The organism is Gilliamella sp. X-60, assembly GCF_057063585.1.
Genome location: NZ_JBXSQJ010000001.1, coordinates 205,941 through 224,699, shown reverse-complemented (window position 1 = coordinate 224,699; position 18,759 = coordinate 205,941). Strand labels below are relative to the sequence as shown.

Genomic DNA, 18,759 nt, shown 5'->3' with positions numbered 1-18,759 from the left:
CATTAGATAAAGGTTTTATTATGAAAATATTAGTCACTGGCGGCTGCGGATATATAGGAAGTCATACCTGTGTCCAACTCATTCAATCGGGCTACACTCCCATTATTATTGATAACTTGTTCAACAGTAAAGTATCAGTATTAGATAGAATACAAAAAATCACGGGTCAATCTGTCAATTTTTATCAAGGCGATGTGTGCGATGAAAAACTATTAACTAAAATTTTTGCAGAACATGATATTAAAGCTGTGATTCATTTTGCAGGATTAAAAGCAGTCGGTGAATCGGTACATAAACCGCTTGAATATTATGAAAACAACGTTTATGGCAGTATAGTACTTATGAAAGCAATGCGTGCTGCTGGTGTTAAACAGTTAGTGTTTAGCTCATCGGCTACTGTTTATGGCGAACTCGCTCCTGTACCTTATGTTGAAACCTTACCACAAGGTTTACCAACTAGCCCATATGGCAAAAGTAAATTAATGGTAGAGCAATGTATCATGGATTTAGCCGTTGCTGAACCAGATTGGTCACTGACTTTACTACGCTATTTTAACCCTGTTGGTGCACATCCAAGCGGATTAATGGGCGAAGATCCACTCGGCATTCCTAATAATCTTATGCCTTATATTACCCAAGTTGCTGTAGGTAAGCGGGAATCATTAGCAGTTTTTGGCAATGATTATCCAACAACAGATGGCACTTGTGTTCGTGATTTTATTCATGTCGTTGATTTGGCTGATGGGCATATTGCTGCACTCAAAGCTGATCATAACAAAACAGGTGTACATATTTATAATTTAGGTTCAGGTGTGGGTTACAGCGTATTACAAGTTATCAAAGCGTTTGAAAAAGCGTCAGGGAAACCACTTAATTGGCATTTTGCACCAAGGCGAACTGGTGATTTACCCGCATTTTGGGCAGATGCTAATAAAGCTGAAAAAATCCTGGATTGGAAAACCAAACTTACACTTGATGACATGGTAAAAGACTCATGGAATTGGCAATCTAATAACCCTCAAGGTTACCCTGATTAACAAATAAGTAAAACGTGCAAAATTAAAAGAAGATGCAAAAAAGGATATTTTTAATCCTGTTGTTCATCCTCATCGTTGTCACAGCCCATTGATCAATCAATGGGTGCTTGTTTTTCCACGTATGGCAAAACGCCTATGCAAGGACAACAAGAAATATCATCCCCTCATTATAATGTATTATTTGTTTTTACTAATAATTTTTTAGCATTAATGAAAAAACTACGCCTAAAAATCGCGATCCATTATTCCAGCTACAAATCGCAAAAGGCACTAGTCGAATGATCTGTTTTTCACCTGATCACAGTAAAACATTATCTGAATTTGTTTTGTCCGCTATTAGGGCTAATTGCTTTTTACCCAATGAGATTGCGCGCAACGATCTAACTATATGAAATTATTTTGAAAAATATCAGAACAGTTTATTAGTTGATTATGTCGAACTAAACGCTGGCTTGCCATTGCTCCTTTATTACATTCCGTTCCGTCACAGCAGAAAATCACTATCATTTACCCACCTATGCCAATAGTATCACCAATAATAATCTAGTTAGTGTCACTATATTCAATATGATTTGCGGTAGCCAAAGCTTGTATCTGAGAAACGTCAAGAACGACAAATAACTGGTGGTTATGATCATGCTTATTTATTAGATAAAACAAAAGCTATCGCTGCCGAGCTTATTTCGTCGGATAATAAAGTAATGATGAATGTGATTACAACCAAACCTTCGTTACAAGTTTATACTGGCAATTTTTTGCAGCATACACCAAATCGACACAATGGGGAATATGGCAACTTTGCTGGCGTGGCATTAGAAGCGCAATTTTTACCTGACAGCCCTCACCATGCTAACTGGTCACAACCAAGCTGCTTATTACAGCCAGATCAAACTTATCATTATCAAACAACTTATCAATTGATCATTTTATAAATGATTCAATAACTGTAAAAAACACAATAAAAAGCCAAATAAAATTAATTATTCTATCTGAATAATTCTATTAAATTCTTTATTACTAAAGGCACTACCAAGTAATATTCCGCCATTAATTGTATTAATGCAATTAATAGGATTTTGTCAGCTTAAGCTAACAATCCATAACAAAATTAGGTATCATATAACCATCATCGCTAATGGATAATATGAAATATGAAAAGCAAAACCTTAACGGCTATTTTCCCTGGCACTTTCGATCCCATAACTAATGGTCATATCGATCTTATTACACGAGCGTCATTACTCTTTCCTCGCTTAATTATTGCTATTGCAGAAAATCCAAGTAAAAATACGCTCTTTTCATTAGAAGAACGCGTTAATTTAGCTTCAACCGCTGTTGAACACCTACTTAATGTGGAAGTGATTGGCTTTGATAATTTAATGGCTAATTTTGCTCAAACCCATAATGCAACAGTGATCGTACGTGGTGTTCGTACAACACACGATTTTGAATACGAAAGGCAACTTGCTGAAATGAATCGTGCGTTAAAATCTGATTTAGACACTATCTTTTTGATGCCATCTATTGCAATGGGATTTATTTCATCAACAATTGTAAAAGATGTCGCCTTCCATGGCGGTGATATTACAAATTTAGTGCCACTGCATGTCAAAACAGCATTATTAACGCGCTTAGCATAAATAAACGTATATGGTTAATTTTTACACTCCACAGAAGAAAAAACTCACACCACAAAAATTGACAGTCACAGTCTTATCCTTAGATGCTTTTGGGCAAGGCATTGCCAATCATAAGGGTAAAACAATTTTTGTTAAATCAGCCTTGCCAGATGAAACTGTTGATATTGAACTGACTGAAAATAAAAAAAATTATGCTAAAGCTAAAGTCATTCGATACCATAATCAGAGCAAAGATCGCGTTAAACCACAATGTGAATATTATCAACAATGTGGCGGTTGTGAATTACAACATATTTCCCCAAATTTGCAACAAAAAGCAAAGTATGATGCGTTAATCAATCTGTTACAAAAAGAAACAGGGCAACCTTTGACAAATATTATTGAAAGCTCCCCCCAAATTATTGCCGATCAGCCTTACCATTATCGTCGACGAGCAAGACTTTCGATTAATGTTGTTAAAGGTAAATTGGTCATTGGATTTCGCCAAGCTGAATCAAATCAAATAATTAATATCAAACATTGTCCGGTATTAGTTGACGAATTAGATGCGTTGTTAGCACCATTACACAGCATGCTCAATTGCATAAAACAGAAAAAAGCACTTGGCCATATTGAATTAATGTCGGTCGATAGTGGTATTATTTTTGTATTAAGGCATACCATGCCTCTGGTCGATCAGGATGTTAACCTATTAAAACAATTCGCCGAAAATAACCATATTTCGCTTTATTTTCACGGCAAAGATTTAGTACATATTACTGGTAATACCGAACATTTTTATTTGATTAATCATTTAAAATTAACCTTCAGCCCACTCGATTTTATTCAAGTAAATAGTAAAATTAATCAAAAAATGATCGAGCAAGCACTTGATTGGCTAACGTTACAACCTACTGACCAAGTCTTAGATCTGTTCTGTGGTATGGGTAATTTTTCATTACCTATAGCTACATTAAGTAAAACATTAACGGGCATTGAAGGTGTTGATGCCCTAGTTGAAAAAGCAAAATTTAACACTATATTAAATAGCACTGAGATTTGTGCGGAAACCAATTTTTTAACTAGTAACTTAGACGATACCCAACAATTTTCGATATGGAGTCAATCACAATATAATAAAGTATTATTAGATCCAGCAAGAGCTGGTGCGTTTAATGCGACAATAGAAATTGCAAAATTAGCTCCGTCAAAAATCGTTTATATATCCTGTAATCCTGCGACGCTAGCCCGAGATAGCAAACAACTTTTAGATGCAGGATATCAAATTGATCAAGTTGCTATATTAGATATGTTTCCGCAAACCAAACACATTGAATCAATGCTGTTGCTAATAAAATCAGGAACATAAATTATGGTATCTATTCGAGGCGCACACCAACATAGTGAAGAACATTACTCGCTGACTCAATTTGATGTTGAACGATGGATAAAACAAGAATTGTTATTAACCAGTCCAACATTTTATAAAAAGTTTAGAGAAGTTTGGGATTTTTGTTTTGAAAACAGCGCAGGTGCGCCGGAGCAAACTTTTTGTTTCGAAAACGCAATAGAAATGGTCGAGATTTTATCGACACTTAATATGGACATTAATAGTTTATGTGCCGCTTTATTGCTTCCTTTTGTTGATAACAAAATCATTCGTCGAGAAGATATTCCTGAAGATTTTGATCGTGAAATTTCTCATATTATTTCTAACATTGTCAGAATGAAGGAAATTCGCCAACTACGAGCCATTCGTAACGGCAGCGCCACTACCGAACAAATTGATAGTATCCGTCGTATGCTACTTGCGATGGTCAATGACTTTCGAAGTGTAGTAATTAAATTAGCAGAACGTATTACCTATTTACGCAATTTAATTAATGCCCCCCAAGAAGAACAAGTGCTTGCCGCTAAAGAGTGTTTTAACATTTATGCCCCTTTAGCTAACCGTTTAGGCATAGGTCAATTAAAATGGGAGTTAGAGGATTTTTGTTTCCGCTATTTATATCCAGATGAATATCGTTTGATTGCTAAAAAATTGCAAGAAAAGCGATTAGATCGTGAGTTGTATATCAAGCAATTGGTTCATCATTTACAAGCACTGATGAATCAAGATCATATCCGCGCTGAGGTTTATGGTCGCCCTAAGCATATTTATAGTATATGGCGCAAAATGGAGCGTAAGCATCTCGAATTCGAGGATCTATATGACATCCGTGCCGTACGGATTATCTGCGATCGTATTGAGGATTGTTATAATGCATTAGGCATCGTCCATAGCCATTACAAACATATCGCTAAAGAATTTGATGATTATGTCGCTAATCCAAAACCAAATGGTTATCAATCAATCCATACTGTCGTTTATGGACCACAAGATAAAATAATCGAAATTCAAATCCGTACTGAACAAATGCACAATGATGCTGAACTAGGCGTTGCCGCTCATTGGAAGTATAAAGAAGGCAGTACTGACAAAATGACTGCTTATGATCAGCGAATTTCTTGGTTGCGTAAATTATTAACATGGCAACAAGAGATGTCTGAAAGCGGTGAGATTCAAGAAGCTGTGCGTAGTCAAATTTTTGATGACCGCGTTTATGTTTTTACCCCTAAAGGCGATGTTGTTGACTTGCCTGCGGGTTCAACTCCACTTGATTTTGCTTATCATATACACAGTGATGTTGGGCATCGTTGTATTGGTGCTAAAGTCGGCGGAAGAATTGTACCATTTACCTACCATTTAAAAATGGGTGATCAAGTTGAAGTCATTACCCAAAAACAACCTAATCCAAGCCGTGACTGGCTAAATCCGAATACTGGATTTGTTAATAGTAGCCGTGCAAGAGCTAAAATTCAAGCTTGGTTTAAAAAACAAGATCGACATAAAAATATTGTAGCAGGTCAGCAAATTTTAGAGCACGAGCTTGAACCTTTAAATATTAGTTTAAAAAGTGTTGAAAAACTCTTAATCAATAAATATAACGCTCATTCTTTTGACGAGGTACTTGCTGGTATTGGTAGTGGTGATGTAAGAATTAATCAATTAGTCAACTTTATCAATGCTCAATTTAACAAACCAACGGCTGAAGAAGAAGATGAAGCCGCCTTAAAACAGATTGCCCAAAAATCGAACGCTCAAACCAAAAATACCAATAAGACCGGTAATAAAAAAGGCAGTGAAATTATTATTGAAGGTGTGGGTAATTTAATGTACACCATTGCAAATTGCTGTCGCCCAATTCCTGGCGATCCCATTGCGGGATTTGTTACTCAAGGGCGGGGTATCTCGATTCATCGAGCTGATTGTGAACAATTGCAAGAACTAAAAAATCATGCTCCCGAACGTATTACTCATGCTGTTTGGAACAACAATACCTACTCAAGCTATACCATGGTGGTACAAATTGTTGCTAACGATCGCAGTGGTTTATTGCGAGATATTACTACAATTTTGGCTAATGAAAAGGTTAATGTTCTTGGTCTAATTAGTCGCTCGGATATGAAGCAGCAATTAGCGACTATCGATGTTGATATGGAAATTTTTGATCAGGATTCGTTAAATCGAGTACTCAATAAAATAAAACAACTACCTGATGTTATTGAAGCCAAACGTTTTCAAGGCTAATTGACATGTTAAATTGCCACTTTTTATTTAGTGGCAATAGGTTAAGACTTATTATTTTCTTTCTAAAATTTCAAACTGATATGGATAGCCATTTTTATCATCGGCTTGATGCGGTTCTTGATAAATAACTTGCCATTGCTCAGGCGAATAATCAGGAAAATAAGTATCGCCCTGTAGTTTTGCCTTTATATGTGTTAAATAAAGTCGATTCACTAAAGGTAACGTCTGCTTATAAATATTACCACCACCAATAATAAACGCTTCATCAACATGCTGTGTTTGAGCTAACAATATCGCGGCATCAATTGATGGTACCCAACTTACATTTGGAACCATGTTAGATTCTATGATTGCTTGCCTTGAAATAATAATATTATGACGCCCTGGTAACGGACGACCAATAGACTCAAATGTCTTTCGCCCCATAATAACAGGTTTATTAAGTGTATTTTTTTTAAACCATGCCAAATCTGCGGGTAAATGCCAAGGCATTTGATTATTTAAGCCAATTACATGATTATCCGCCATGGCTACAATAATACTTAATATCATATTCGCTCCTTTACACATACCCTAAAGATTTTATTCGCTGATTCACATTTTCAGGAAAGATAGTTTGGCTCCAAAGCCGTTCACTTAAAGAAAGTAATGACTCTTTTTGCCCTGAAACAATCCAATTAGCCAGTGCTGTAGCCACATCAGGGTAGATTATTGGTTTTGGCGAAGGTAAATTAAGCCAGTATTTGAGTTTGATACAGTTTAAATTTTCCATAACTGTTGCCATATCAAGAGAACGCAAACATTGAGCATTATAAATTTGTTCAAATTGACCTGATACAGGTTTAGTTAGAATCTTTTTACCAAGGGTCAATGCTTCAGAAATCAATGCAAATCCTGTATTTGAAATAATTCCAGAGCAACGAACTAAAGCTTGAGTAAAATTATCACGCCCAAGCGGTTGAAAATTAATATTACTTTGTTGTGATGTTTGTTTTATATCTGGATGAAAACAGATAAATTGGTGCTCTTTAAACTGCTTTAACAATACCGTAATTTCATCTAATGCTTCAAATGGCAAATAGACGATGATGTTTCCATCCTCGGTTGGCGCAGTTTCAAATGTGTCAATCATAGGGGGGATTAGCTTATGCCCAAAATGAAACCAATGTAGGCCAATTGGTTTAGTGACGGGAGCGTAATATTTCATAATCACATTTGCGACTAATCCATATTCTTTAGGTTTAAGATATTGGCAAACTGCTTGATTGCTTATACCTAAACATTCACGATGTTGATGATGTGCAGCCCAAGCACTTACTGGCTCAAAATCGCTAATTATGCAATCATATTTTGATAAATCAAGCTCACGGACATCTTTAATGAGCCTGAAAGCTCGAATACGTTGCACAGTTTTGCGAAAATTAATTTTACCATTAAGGGTGGCAAACGTGACACCACGATAGGTTTTATAATCGCCAAAAGCTTGCATGTCGAAATAGTCTTTAGGATCGCGGCCACTGAAAATATAATCAACATTCGCACCAACCTTTTTCAGTGCGTTAGCTAATGTTCTACAGCGACTGACATGGCCATTTCCTGTTCCTTGAACACCAAAGAGAATTTTCATATCTTTATGATTCGTCAATTTAAGTTATACAAATATAATAGCAGAACAGCTTATTATTATGTAAATTATTTTGTATGATTAAATGCAACATGATATTCATGATTAGTTGTCATAATTCAACATTGGTTAACGTTATTACTCATTAGTCTAAATGAAGCAACAGTGCTTCATCTAGTTACTATAAAATAGTCTCACTTAAAGTGTATAAATTTTGTATAACTTTGCTTCTTTTTTCAGTACAATAGCCTAAGTAATTGTTAGATGAATAGTGAGATTTGCATATGTCATTAAGAATCATCAATAAACAAAATTACCTTATTGTTGCATTAGCAATTATTTTCTTTTTATTTGCTGATTCTGCAAGATATTTGACAATCACAATTGGCTCATTAGTTACTGTTAATGATATTTCACACCACATAATCGCTAAGTTAGGCATGAATGAGCATAATGATTGCCATTCTTTATTACAAAAATCATCTCATGATTCAGCTTGTACCACTTTTAATCTTCAGTTTTTACCACATTGTGAACTATACCTTACATTTAACTTTGCTCAAAAATATAAAAAGTTTATTCCTGAATTAAAACTACTAAGAATTGTTTAATTAATTTGTATTTTCAATAAAAAATTAGTCGAAATATTTATCTTTGCAGTAAAAATTTTTTGTTATTCGTTTTTATCACTAATCACTAGATAGTGATTGATTATTATAGAAAAATGGTTATAGGAATATTATGAAACGTCGAAATTTTTTGTTCAATATTACAGCGGCTTTAAGTGGGGTAGCAGTTACAAAAGCCTTTGCCAAAATGGATAATTCAACTATGTCAGGTATGGCTTGTGAAGCCAACTCTGATCAGTGTAAAACAGGTGAAATGGGAGACATGAATATGAAGATGAATATGGGTAACAAAGTTTCACAAAAATTATTACCGACCTCAGCTTTGCCACAAGGTCTAAATTTACCAGAATTAACTCATTTAGAAAATACCAGTAATAAACAAGGTATTTTTGAAGCAATCTTAGAGGCTAAACCCGTTAAGTTAAAGTTAACACAAGATATTACAACAGAATTTTGGGCATATAATGGTCATATCCCCGGTCCAATGATTGAAGCTTTTGAGGGGGATAACGTTAAAATTACTGTTAAAAATAACTTACCTCAAGCGACAACCGTACATTGGCATGGTTTGCTGATCCCATCTAATCAAGATGGTAATCCACAAGATCAAATTCCTGCTGGAAGTAGCCGAACTTATGAGTTTACTATACCAGAAGGGAATGCTGGTACCTATTGGTATCATCCACACAGCCATGAAACAGTAGCAGAACAAGTTGCGCGAGGATTAGCTGGCATATTTATTGTACGCAGCAAAAACGATCCGCTCGCATTCTTGCCTGAACAAAACTGGTTTTTTTCAGATTTAAAATTGACTGATAAAGGCGAAATTGCTGATAATTCAATGGTTGATTGGATGAATGGTCGAGAAGGACAATTTGTATTAATAAATGGTGCCTATCGTCCCAAAATCACCATAAATACGGCAACAAGGATACGAGTTTGGAATGCGTGTTCTGGTCGTTATCTTAATTTATCTATTCCTGGATGTGATGTTTATTTGGTTGGTACGGATGGTGGATTAATGCCAGCTCCTGTTTTACTCAATAAACCGCTGCTATTGTCGCCAGCTGAACGTGCAGAACTTGTCATTTTGCCAAAACAATCTGGTACGGTGTATTTACAATCTATCGGTTACGATCGCGGAAAAATGGGCAATGTACCACCAGAACAAGATATCATACTTGGAGAATTGGTATTGACACAGTCAAAATCAATGACTATCCCGTCAACCTTACGAGCATTGCCAAAACTGGGGCAGGCAACGACCTATAAATCTATTGAATATACCGAAGTGATGGACATGAAGGAACCGCGTGGTGGCATGCTATTCTTAATTAATGGTAAACGCCATGATATGCAAAGGATCGATTTGAAAAGCAAAATTCATGAGGTTGAAGAGTGGACAATTTTCAATAACTCTCATATGGATCACAATTTTCATATACATGGCGCACAGTTTATTGTTGTTTCACACGAATTGAATGGTGAAAAAAATCCACCTGAATATGTCGCCTTAAAAGACACTATTAATTTACGTCCACATGAAAAGATCACCATAAAAATTCAACAAAATATGGCCGGATTACGTATGTATCATTGCCATATTGTTGAACATGAAACACTCGGTATGATGGGGCAATTAATGGTGGAATAATATTCCTTCCTATTCTTCCCTTAATTCAACTTTTTAGTATGGTTGGATTAAGGGAAAATAAATTAACATAAAATTACTTTAGTTGTTTTTTCTAATTCAGAAACTTGTTTTTTATCGACCAAATCATTAGTAATGAGTGCAGTAATTTCACTCCATCCACAAATTTTATATAAACTTTTGCGATTAAACTTAGTATAATCTCCGAGAATATACCTTTTATCGGAATGAGAAATAATTGTCTTGTCTATATATGCATCAGAAGATGATGGGCTAGATGGTCCATTAAGATTACTAAAGCCATCCGTGCCCAAGAAACAAACATCTACCTGAATTTCATTAATCATTGAAACTGTCCAGCCACCAAAAACAGATGAACTTTTATCACGTAATTCGCCACCAAATAAGAAAACTTGGTTTTGTGATGAGATCAATACATTAGCTACAGGTAAAGAATCAGTAAAAACTTTAAAACCAGAACGAAATGATAACAATTTAGCTAATTCTAGCACTGTACTACCTGTTCCAATAATCATTGAGCAATTATCAGGAATTAAAGTTAATGCTTTTTGTGCAATACTTTTTTTTAGACTTGCATTTTCTTTTTCTCGAATTTTAAAAGGGTGCTCAATTGCGCCCTGTTTAAGAGTTGCTCCTCCATGGCTTTTGACTAAAAAGCCTTTTTTTTCTAATGCTAATAGATCTTTACGAATTGTTTCATACGTTACTTGATATTTACGAGCCAATTCACTTACATACACAGTTCCTGCCGTGATTAACTCTTCTAAAATCAATTCTCTTCTCTCATTCATTAGTTGCATTGTTAACAACCTCAAGTATCTTAATATGGATATAAGTTCTTCAACGTTTATCATACGTAATTATTATCGACATTTTACAGCAAAGTTTATTTTATTCCTTATTTATCTTAAATCTTTCTATTCCCTACTCAAAATTGCCGTAAAAAAACAACTTAAATTTGATATTTATTGGTTTTTATTTTAATTAAAAACAATATCTTATTTGTTTTGTGATTTTGATCACATTGACTTGCAAACAAAAACCAATTATAAAGTTGGTTATCAATATAAATAAGGAGAACCAATGAAAACCAAAATTGCTATAGCCTGTGACGATATTGGATTTGAATACAAACAAGTAATAAAACAATACCTAATCCAAGAAAAAAATGCTGTTATTGTTTATGACCCAGTGAAGGTTAAAGAAGATGGAATTAACTCTTTTGCCAAGTTAGCTGATGAAATGTCAATTTTAATTCAAAAAGATGTTTGCCGTTTAGGAATTTACATTTGTGGAACGGGTATTGGTTTTACTTGTCAAGCTAATAAACATTGGGGAATTCGCGCAACAGCTGTAACTAACCCTTATTCAGCCAAAAGAGCCAGACTAAGTAACAATGCACAAATTATTGGACTTGGTTGTCGAGCTAATGGACTAGAATATACCAAAATGATTATTGATGCTTGGCTTGATGAACCTTTCAATTTTGAAACAGCACGAGAAAATTCTAAAAAAAACCTACTTGAAGCTGAACGCAATGATAATGCTTTATTAGTCAAACCTATGCATGTTGCATGGAATATGGGATTTAGAGCAGATGAGTAATCAACAAAGGAGTCACCTATGGAACTGATCACACAATTTATTAATGATTTAGGCAATTTTATTTTTATTCCTATCATATTTCTAATATTTATGGCCGCACTCGGTCGGCCTATCTCTGAATGTATATCTTCTGCAATGAAAGTCGGTATTGGTTTTATTGCATTAAGTATGACCATTAAGTTTATGCTTGACAAAATGGCACCAGCTGTAACAGGACTTGCTGAAAGTACGGGATCTTCGCTTAGCGCAATTGATGTTGGTGGAGCGGCTACAGCGGTAATGGGATTCGGTTCGAGTATGGGGCCGATTATTATTCCATTATGTGTTGCTGTTAATATATTACTTCTTATTATGAAAATTACTGACTGTGTAAATGTGGATGTATTTAACTTGCACCAAAATGCATCAATGGGAGCTATTGTTGGCGTTTATTCAGGAAGTTTTTTATATGGTGTATTAACAGCAGCTCTTTTCCACGTATGGGCATTAATTGCCGCCGATCTTGGTGCTAAAAATAATGAAAAATTTTATAATTTACCAGAAGGTGTTTCGATTTCTCATCCTGTAGCAAATACCTATCTTATTTTTGCTTATCCGTTTAATTGGATTTATGACCGTATACCTGGTTTCAAAAATCTTAGCATTACAGCTGAAACCATTCAAAAACGTTTTGGAGTACTCGGTGATCCAACTGTGGTTGGATTTATTATTGGAGTATTGCTTGGATTCTGTGGTTATTCATGGCAAACCCCATATAAAACTATCATTGAAAGTCTCCAATTAGGTATGTATTTAGCCGCAGTAATGCTGTTATTACCAAGAATGACTTCTATAATGATGGAAGGGTTAGTACCATTATCAAATGTAGCTCGAAAAAAATTAGTTAAACGGTTTCCCAATCGTGACATTACTGTCGGCATGGATACTGCATTAATCGTTGGTAACCCTTCGGTTATCGCTCCCGCTTTATTACTTATCCCTGTTATTGTCATCTTAGCAGTTATTTTACCTGGTAATAAGGTGATGCCATTAGGAGATTTATCACAATTTGTATTCTTTATTGCTTGTATGGTACCTGTATTTAAAGGAAACATTCTCCGAACATGGATAACATCCATTTTTTTGTTTGGTGGAGGTTTATATATTGCTTCATGGATGACACCTTCAACAAATGAAGTATTCCAAAAATTTGGTACTAATCCAGACGCAACAGTGATGTACACCTCATTAAACCCATCAGCAAATCCATTTACAGGGCTTTTTGCCGCAATCAGTCATGTAGGCATATTAGGTTATATGTTGATTGGTTTAATTTTGTTATCAATTGGTTATTTATTAAAGAAAAAAGAAACAAATTCAAATATCAATAGCGAGGTTTCAAAATGAAAAAAGTATTAGTGGTATGTGGAAATGGAATTGCTTCATCATCAATCATGGTTTCAATTTTACAAGACTATTTAAAAGAACAAAATTTAACTGCACAAGTGGATAAATCATCACTAATGGCATGTAATGCAGATACGTTTAATAGCTACGATTTGGTCGTCTCATCAACCAAAATCGATAATCCTGAGATAAAAACAAAAGTTATTGTCGGTGCAGGTTTACTTACTGGCCTAGGAGAAGAGACTATATTCGAAGCGGTTAAACAAGAACTAACAAAATAAGAGGCCGACTATGTTTATTTTAGTTCATGATTTAGAAGAAAGTATTCACAACTATCAAGATGCAATAAGCTCATCGGGCTCTTTTTTATTAACCAAAAATTATATTCATGCTGATTATATTAATGCATGCATAGATCGTGAAAAAGAGTATCCAACGGGATTAATGATGAGTAATGGTATTGGCATTGCAATCCCCCATGCCAATTATCAACTTGTTAAATCTGACGCTATTAGTTTGGTACGTTCGACTAAAGGCATTGTATTTAGGCAAATGGAAAATGCTGACTTAATGGTAACTTGCCATTTAATCTTTAATTTGGCGTTATCAACTAGTAATCAACATTTATCGATACTTAGAAAACTATTTACTTTATTTCAGAACGAAATTTTTATTACCCAGTGCCAGCATTTAAGTTGTCTACAAGCAGAAGAATTGATTGCTCAGCAATTAAATACGAAATGAATTTCAATCTTGGTAAAGTTTTATTGGAAAATGACTAACAACAATTTACTAATAAAAATAAAAGTTTAAGTTAAATAATAGCATATTTTTATCTCGGCAATAGTTCAGGCTATTGCCCTTATAAGGAAAAAAAAATGCAATCACAATTAATCATTGAAGAATTAAATCGTTCGGTTAAAACATTAACGGAACAAAATATTACGAACTTGATACAAAAAATACAACAACATGATCGTATTTTTGTTTATGGTACAGGACGATCAGGTCTTATGCTAAAAGCTTTGGCAATGAGGCTTATGCAACTTGGGCTAAATGCCTTTGTCGTAGGCGAAACGACAACACCATCAACAAAACAGGGCGATTTATTAATTGTAGCATCGGCATCGGGAGAAACAAACAGTGTCAATATGATAGCAGAATCTGCACTAAAGCAATCTATTGATCTTGCTATTATCTGTGCATCGCCTAATTCTACACTAGCAAAAATTCAAACTCCTGATATTATTTTGCAATCTGGTAATAAATATTCCACATCACAAATAAGCCAACAACCTCTGGGGAGCCTTTTTGAACAAATGTTACTTGTCATCTTTGACACAGTCATTCTTACCATGAGCAATCAACAAAAAGATAGTAATGATGATATGGCTCATCGCCATGCCAGTTTAGAATAACGCCTGACTGATATGATAAACGCCACTTATTTTTTTAAATAAGTGGCGTTTATCAAATAATCATAACCGTACTAGCTTTATATCCATATTACTTAATAATCCCCGTAAAAAGCTTATTTTATACATATGTAAATTAAAAATAATAAAAAATGACCATTTGTAATAATTGTTTTTCATTTTTGCTAAAAATGCTAATATATCATCATTATGACAATGATATATTATTGGCAAAAACTCAGCAAATGCTTGATTATTAAAACCGCGTTATCTCACTTATTGTTAGGTGTAATGGCTGCTGGGTTCGGTTTATATCAACATGAAGCGCTTCCTTCGGAAGCTCCTGTTTCGCAAATTGGGATCATTGCAATTGCATCTATTGTACAAGATCACCAAGAAGTAGAGCGAAAAAAATCACAAACGCTATCACATTTACAAAAACGATGTATCGCAGCGCTTTTTGTTATACCTAATAGTATTGAACTTTCACCAAGTAAAGTTATTCGACTATCTCCTTATAACGGCATACGAGCTGGACCTAAAGCTACCGTTTAATGAGCTTATCACTCAAATAAAACTAATTTTTATATAAGGTTAATTCCTTAAATCCGCATTGAAAAAATAAGAGAAAAGTTATGTTATTAAAATTATTAACAAAAGTATTTGGTAGTCGCAATGATCGCGTTTTAAAAACCATGCGTAACCGAGTTGAAAAAATTAATGCACTTGAACCAGCCATGGAAGCATTGTCAGATGAAGAATTAAAAGCTAAAACCACAGAATTTAAACAAAAGGTTGCTGCAGGTATCCAATTAGATGATATTTTGGAAGAGGCTTTCGCGGTGGTGCGCGAAGCAAGTAAGCGTGTATTTGGTATGCGTCATTTTGATGTGCAGTTAATCGGTGGTATGGTATTAAATGAACGTTGCATTGCCGAAATGCGCACAGGTGAAGGAAAAACCTTAACGGCAACATTACCTGCTTATTTAAATGCACTAACAGGTAAAGGTGTGCACGTTGTTACGGTTAATGATTACTTAGCACAGCGTGATGCAGAAAATAATCGTCCATTATTCGAATTTTTAGGATTAACTGTTGGTATTAATTTACCTAATATGCCACCACAAATAAAACGTGAAGCCTACAATGCTGATATCACTTATGGTACTAACAATGAATATGGTTTTGATTATCTACGCGATAATATGGTATTTAGCAAAGATGCTCGAGTACAACGTCCATTACATTACGCCTTAGTCGATGAAGTCGACTCAATTTTAATTGATGAAGCAAGAACCCCACTGATTATTTCAGGTCAGGCCGAAGATAGTTCTGAAAGATATATTAGTATTGATAAAATCATTCCTTATTTGACTCGTCAGGAAAAAGAAGACTCTGAACAGTTTCAAGGAGATGGAGATTTTTCCATTGATGAAAAATCACGCCAAGTTAATTTAACCGAGCGTGGATTAGTTAAAGTTGAAGAACTATTGATTAAACAAGGCATCATGAAAGGTGATGAATCGCTTTATGCGCCAAGTAATATTGTTCTAATGCATCACGTTAATGCAGCCCTACGTGCTCATCACTTATTTCATCGCGACGTTGACTATATTGTTAAAGATAACGAAATAGTTATCGTGGATGAACATACTGGTCGAACCATGGATGGTCGTCGTTGGTCTGATGGTTTACACCAAGCGGTTGAAGCAAAAGAGCATGTTAAAATCCAAAATGAGAATCAGACACTAGCTTCAATTACGTTCCAAAACTATTTCCGTTTATACGAAAAATTAGCGGGGATGACAGGTACTGCGGACACTGAAGCATTTGAATTTAATCAAATTTATGGGTTGGATACGATTGTTATTCCAACAAATCGTCCAATGCAACGAAAAGATCAATCTGACCTTGTCTATATGACTGAAAAGGAAAAGATTAACGCGATTGTTACTGATGTACAAGAATGTGTAAAACGCGGCCAACCCGTTTTAGTTGGGACAGCATCAATCGAAAAATCAGAATTAGTTTCACAAGCATTTAAAAAAGCCGGCATTAAACACAATGTGTTAAATGCTAAATTCCATGCTCAAGAAGCTGAAATCATTGCTAATGCTGGGAGTAAAGGTGCCGTTACTATTGCAACTAACATGGCGGGGCGTGGTACCGATATTATGCTTGGTGGAAATTGGCAAAGTGATATAGCTAAAATTGAAAATCCAACGCAAGAAGATATCGAAAAAGCGAAACAAGTTTGGCAAACAAAACACGAAGAAGTGATTGCATTAGGTGGGCTTTATATTTTAGGTACAGAGCGTCATGAATCGCGTCGTATCGACAACCAGTTACGTGGTCGTGCTGGTCGTCAAGGTGACCCTGGTGCTTCACGTTTTTACCTATCACTTGAAGATCCATTGATGCGAATCTTTGCCTCTGAACGTGTCGGTAACATGATGCGTAAACTGGGCATGAAAGAAGGCGAAGCCATTGAACACCCATGGGTAACTAAAGCCATTGCCAATGCACAAAAGAAAGTTGAAAGTCGCAACTTTGATATTCGTAAACAACTTCTTGAATATGATGATGTTGCTAACGAACAACGTAAAGTAATTTATCGTGAACGAAACAGTTTACTTGATAATGCCGACATAAAAGATACCATTGATTCGATCCGAGGTGATGTATTTAATACACTCATTGACCAATACATACCACCACAATCAATTGAAGAAATGTGGAATATCCCTGGACTTGAAGCCGCGCTAAAAACAGACTTTGATTTGGATTTACCCATCGCCAAATGGTTAGATGAAGAGCAGAACCTACATGAAGAAACATTGCGCGAACGTATCTTACAAATGGCACAAGAAAGATATTTAGAAAAGGAAAATACTGCTGGTGCTGAAGCATTTAGGCACTTTGAAAAAAGTGTCATGCTACAAACACTTGATACGCTTTGGAAAGAACACTTAGCTGCTATGGATTATTTACGTCAAGGTATTCATTTACGTGGTTACGCACAAAAAGATCCAAAACAAGAATATAAACGCGAGTCCTTTAATATGTTTGCTGGCATGTTAGAATCGTTAAAATATGATGTTATTGGTCTTTTAAGTCGTGTGCAAATTCGCTCACAAGAAGAAGTTGATGAAGCAGAACGTCAACGTCTTGCTGAAATGGAAAAACTAATGGCTAAACAACAAGCTAGTCATGAATCTGTGACCACCATGAATGGCGAGGGTGAAGATCAGACAGTCGGGGCCACAACACAACCAATGGTGCGAACTCAAGCTAAAGTTGGACGTAATGATCCGTGCCCTTGTGGTTCAGGTAAAAAATATAAACATTGTCATGGTGCTGTTCAGTAAGGTGAAAATTTAGTATCATCACACAAAGTTGATGATTAAAACGTCGATTAGGATCGGCAATAAATTGAAATAGGGGGAGTTGCTGCTTTCCCTAATTTTACTCATAGGCAAATAGAATTATGAATAAACATATTGAAATTGCTGTAGGTATTATTCGTTCACAAAATTGTCAAATCTTTATCACCCAACGCGGTGAAGACTCTCACCTTGCTGGTTTTTGGGAGTTCCCAGGTGGAAAAATCGAGGCAGGAGAAACCCCATATCAAACCCTACAACGCGAAATTGCTGAAGAAGTAGATATCTATATCCATCAAGCCCAATTCTTAGATGTTTTTGAACACAGTTATGATGATCGTGATATCATAATTCATGCTTATTTAGTTGAAGAATGGGATGGTGTTCCTTTCGCTAAAGAAGGTCAACCAAGCCGTTGGATTGATCAAGAAGATTTGAATGCCGACGAATTTCCTGACGCCAATCGGCCGATTATCGAAATGCTAAAAAATTTGGATAAACAAATCTAGTCTATTTATTAGTATTTATTTTTGTCAGCTTTGTTTATTAAGATTAGTTTATTTTGTCATTTCTATTTCTTCTGTTTTTAACTTGAGACAGTTCTAACATCGCCTTTATAAATCAATGCGCTACACAACTAAGAGCGCTTTGCTAATTTCCATTGTTATCAGGCCGAATTTTCCGCACATAATCTAAAGTGATATACAATAAACAAGGAAAAAACAGGTTAAATATAGCAACTTTTTAAGTAAAATAAA

The 18,759-nt window shown here is 35.2% G+C and carries 18 protein-coding genes and 1 pseudogene; 16 read left to right on the top strand and 3 right to left on the bottom strand.

The window, feature by feature from the left end; translation table 11 throughout:
* Positions 1 to 20: 20 nt before the first annotated feature.
* From galE to relA, 6 genes and pseudogenes are all read left to right on the top strand, one after another.
* Positions 21 to 1,037, top strand: coding sequence for a UDP-glucose 4-epimerase GalE (gene galE / locus ACYIAM_RS01080; protein WP_483746942.1), 1,017 nt, complete (start codon positions 21 to 23; stop codon positions 1,035 to 1,037).
* A gap of 46 nt (positions 1,038 to 1,083) precedes the next feature.
* A pseudogene (locus ACYIAM_RS01075) lies at positions 1,084 to 1,348 on the top strand (galactose-1-phosphate uridylyltransferase); the annotation flags it as partial.
* A gap of 306 nt (positions 1,349 to 1,654) precedes the next feature.
* Positions 1,655 to 1,969, top strand: a complete 315-nt coding sequence (locus tag ACYIAM_RS01070; RefSeq protein WP_483746957.1) for an aldose epimerase family protein — start codon at positions 1,655 to 1,657, stop codon at positions 1,967 to 1,969.
* 219 nt (positions 1,970 to 2,188) lie between these two features.
* Positions 2,189 to 2,677, top strand: a complete 489-nt coding sequence (coaD, locus tag ACYIAM_RS01065) for a pantetheine-phosphate adenylyltransferase (protein ID WP_483746941.1) — start codon at positions 2,189 to 2,191, stop codon at positions 2,675 to 2,677.
* A gap of 10 nt (positions 2,678 to 2,687) precedes the next feature.
* On the top strand, positions 2,688 to 4,025 hold the full coding sequence (rlmD, locus tag ACYIAM_RS01060) for a 23S rRNA (uracil(1939)-C(5))-methyltransferase RlmD (RefSeq protein WP_483746940.1): 1,338 nt from the start codon (positions 2,688 to 2,690) through the stop codon (positions 4,023 to 4,025).
* A 3-nt stretch (positions 4,026 to 4,028) separates the two neighbouring features.
* The gene (gene relA / locus ACYIAM_RS01055) at positions 4,029 to 6,287 is read left to right on the top strand and encodes a GTP diphosphokinase (protein WP_483746939.1); all 2,259 of its coding nucleotides are present in this window, start codon (positions 4,029 to 4,031) and stop codon (positions 6,285 to 6,287) included.
* Between the two features lie 51 nt (positions 6,288 to 6,338).
* On the opposite strand, the gene folA is transcribed toward relA, so the two are convergent.
* Both folA and ACYIAM_RS01045 read right to left on the bottom strand, forming a co-directional pair.
* Positions 6,339 to 6,839, bottom strand: a complete 501-nt coding sequence (gene folA / locus ACYIAM_RS01050) for a type 3 dihydrofolate reductase (RefSeq protein WP_483746938.1) — start codon at positions 6,837 to 6,839, stop codon at positions 6,339 to 6,341.
* A 10-nt stretch (positions 6,840 to 6,849) separates the two neighbouring features.
* A complete protein-coding gene (locus tag ACYIAM_RS01045; protein WP_483746937.1) occupies positions 6,850 to 7,914 on the bottom strand; it encodes an MJ1255/VC2487 family glycosyltransferase in 1,065 nt (354 codons plus the stop codon).
* Positions 7,915 to 8,195: 281 nt separating this feature from the next.
* Here ACYIAM_RS01045 and ACYIAM_RS01040 point away from each other — a divergent pair, with 281 nt between their 5' ends.
* Both ACYIAM_RS01040 and ACYIAM_RS01035 read left to right on the top strand, forming a co-directional pair.
* Entirely contained in the window at positions 8,196 to 8,522 is a 327-nt protein-coding gene (locus ACYIAM_RS01040) for a hypothetical protein (RefSeq protein ID WP_174797037.1), read from the top strand.
* A 130-nt stretch (positions 8,523 to 8,652) separates the two neighbouring features.
* Complete coding sequence (locus ACYIAM_RS01035; protein ID WP_483746936.1) at positions 8,653 to 10,194, top strand: multicopper oxidase family protein; 1,542 nt, start codon at positions 8,653 to 8,655, stop codon at positions 10,192 to 10,194.
* A 62-nt stretch (positions 10,195 to 10,256) separates the two neighbouring features.
* Here the strand turns inward: ACYIAM_RS01035 and ACYIAM_RS01030 are convergent, their stop codons facing one another.
* A complete protein-coding gene (locus tag ACYIAM_RS01030; protein WP_483746935.1) occupies positions 10,257 to 11,012 on the bottom strand; it encodes a DeoR/GlpR family DNA-binding transcription regulator in 756 nt (251 codons plus the stop codon).
* Positions 11,013 to 11,295: 283 nt separating this feature from the next.
* Here ACYIAM_RS01030 and ACYIAM_RS01025 point away from each other — a divergent pair, with 283 nt between their 5' ends.
* From ACYIAM_RS01025 to mutT, 8 genes are all read left to right on the top strand, one after another.
* Positions 11,296 to 11,817 carry an RpiB/LacA/LacB family sugar-phosphate isomerase gene (locus ACYIAM_RS01025; protein WP_483746934.1) on the top strand — a complete coding sequence of 174 codons (522 nt, stop codon included), beginning with the start codon at positions 11,296 to 11,298 and terminating at the stop codon, positions 11,815 to 11,817.
* An 18-nt stretch (positions 11,818 to 11,835) separates the two neighbouring features.
* Positions 11,836 to 13,203: a PTS galactitol transporter subunit IIC gene (locus ACYIAM_RS01020; RefSeq protein WP_483746933.1), complete on the top strand. Its 1,368-nt coding sequence runs from the start codon at positions 11,836 to 11,838 to the stop codon at positions 13,201 to 13,203.
* Positions 13,200 to 13,484: a PTS sugar transporter subunit IIB gene (locus ACYIAM_RS01015; protein ID WP_483746932.1), complete on the top strand. Its 285-nt coding sequence runs from the start codon at positions 13,200 to 13,202 to the stop codon at positions 13,482 to 13,484. The genes ACYIAM_RS01020 and ACYIAM_RS01015 overlap by 4 nt, the downstream gene beginning before the upstream one ends.
* 10 nt (positions 13,485 to 13,494) lie before the next feature.
* The gene (locus ACYIAM_RS01010; protein ID WP_483746931.1) at positions 13,495 to 13,947 is read left to right on the top strand and encodes a PTS sugar transporter subunit IIA; all 453 of its coding nucleotides are present in this window, start codon (positions 13,495 to 13,497) and stop codon (positions 13,945 to 13,947) included.
* Positions 13,948 to 14,081: 134 nt separating this feature from the next.
* Positions 14,082 to 14,621, top strand: coding sequence for a 6-phospho-3-hexuloisomerase (gene hxlB, locus ACYIAM_RS01005; RefSeq protein ID WP_483746930.1), 540 nt, complete (start codon positions 14,082 to 14,084; stop codon positions 14,619 to 14,621).
* Between the two features lie 288 nt (positions 14,622 to 14,909).
* Entirely contained in the window at positions 14,910 to 15,173 is a 264-nt protein-coding gene (locus ACYIAM_RS01000; protein ID WP_483746929.1) for a hypothetical protein, read from the top strand.
* Between the two features lie 80 nt (positions 15,174 to 15,253).
* Positions 15,254 to 17,986 carry a preprotein translocase subunit SecA gene (gene secA / locus ACYIAM_RS00995; RefSeq protein ID WP_483746928.1) on the top strand — a complete coding sequence of 911 codons (2,733 nt, stop codon included), beginning with the start codon at positions 15,254 to 15,256 and terminating at the stop codon, positions 17,984 to 17,986.
* A gap of 119 nt (positions 17,987 to 18,105) precedes the next feature.
* On the top strand, positions 18,106 to 18,510 hold the full coding sequence (mutT, locus tag ACYIAM_RS00990; protein WP_065638513.1) for an 8-oxo-dGTP diphosphatase MutT: 405 nt from the start codon (positions 18,106 to 18,108) through the stop codon (positions 18,508 to 18,510).
* The last annotated feature ends 249 nt before the right edge of the window (positions 18,511 to 18,759 follow it).

What these genes read in the sequence shown, in the direction of transcription:
- galE (WP_483746942.1), top strand. Translation starts at nt 21, where the DNA reads ATGAAAATATTAGTCACTGGCGGCTGCGGATATATAGGAAGTCATACC.
- coaD (WP_483746941.1), top strand. Translation starts at nt 2,189, where the DNA reads ATGAAAAGCAAAACCTTAACGGCTATTTTCCCTGGCACTTTCGATCCC.
- rlmD (WP_483746940.1), top strand. Translation starts at nt 2,688, where the DNA reads ATGGTTAATTTTTACACTCCACAGAAGAAAAAACTCACACCACAAAAA.
- relA (WP_483746939.1), top strand. Translation starts at nt 4,029, where the DNA reads ATGGTATCTATTCGAGGCGCACACCAACATAGTGAAGAACATTACTCG.
- folA (WP_483746938.1), bottom strand. Translation starts at nt 6,839, where the DNA reads ATGATATTAAGTATTATTGTAGCCATGGCGGATAATCATGTAATTGGC.
- ACYIAM_RS01045 (WP_483746937.1), bottom strand. Translation starts at nt 7,914, where the DNA reads ATGAAAATTCTCTTTGGTGTTCAAGGAACAGGAAATGGCCATGTCAGT.
- ACYIAM_RS01040 (WP_174797037.1), top strand. Translation starts at nt 8,196, where the DNA reads ATGTCATTAAGAATCATCAATAAACAAAATTACCTTATTGTTGCATTA.
- ACYIAM_RS01035 (WP_483746936.1), top strand. Translation starts at nt 8,653, where the DNA reads ATGAAACGTCGAAATTTTTTGTTCAATATTACAGCGGCTTTAAGTGGG.
- ACYIAM_RS01030 (WP_483746935.1), bottom strand. Translation starts at nt 11,012, where the DNA reads ATGCAACTAATGAATGAGAGAAGAGAATTGATTTTAGAAGAGTTAATC.
- ACYIAM_RS01025 (WP_483746934.1), top strand. Translation starts at nt 11,296, where the DNA reads ATGAAAACCAAAATTGCTATAGCCTGTGACGATATTGGATTTGAATAC.
- ACYIAM_RS01020 (WP_483746933.1), top strand. Translation starts at nt 11,836, where the DNA reads ATGGAACTGATCACACAATTTATTAATGATTTAGGCAATTTTATTTTT.
- ACYIAM_RS01015 (WP_483746932.1), top strand. Translation starts at nt 13,200, where the DNA reads ATGAAAAAAGTATTAGTGGTATGTGGAAATGGAATTGCTTCATCATCA.
- ACYIAM_RS01010 (WP_483746931.1), top strand. Translation starts at nt 13,495, where the DNA reads ATGTTTATTTTAGTTCATGATTTAGAAGAAAGTATTCACAACTATCAA.
- hxlB (WP_483746930.1), top strand. Translation starts at nt 14,082, where the DNA reads ATGCAATCACAATTAATCATTGAAGAATTAAATCGTTCGGTTAAAACA.
- ACYIAM_RS01000 (WP_483746929.1), top strand. Translation starts at nt 14,910, where the DNA reads ATGGCTGCTGGGTTCGGTTTATATCAACATGAAGCGCTTCCTTCGGAA.
- secA (WP_483746928.1), top strand. Translation starts at nt 15,254, where the DNA reads ATGTTATTAAAATTATTAACAAAAGTATTTGGTAGTCGCAATGATCGC.
- mutT (WP_065638513.1), top strand. Translation starts at nt 18,106, where the DNA reads ATGAATAAACATATTGAAATTGCTGTAGGTATTATTCGTTCACAAAAT.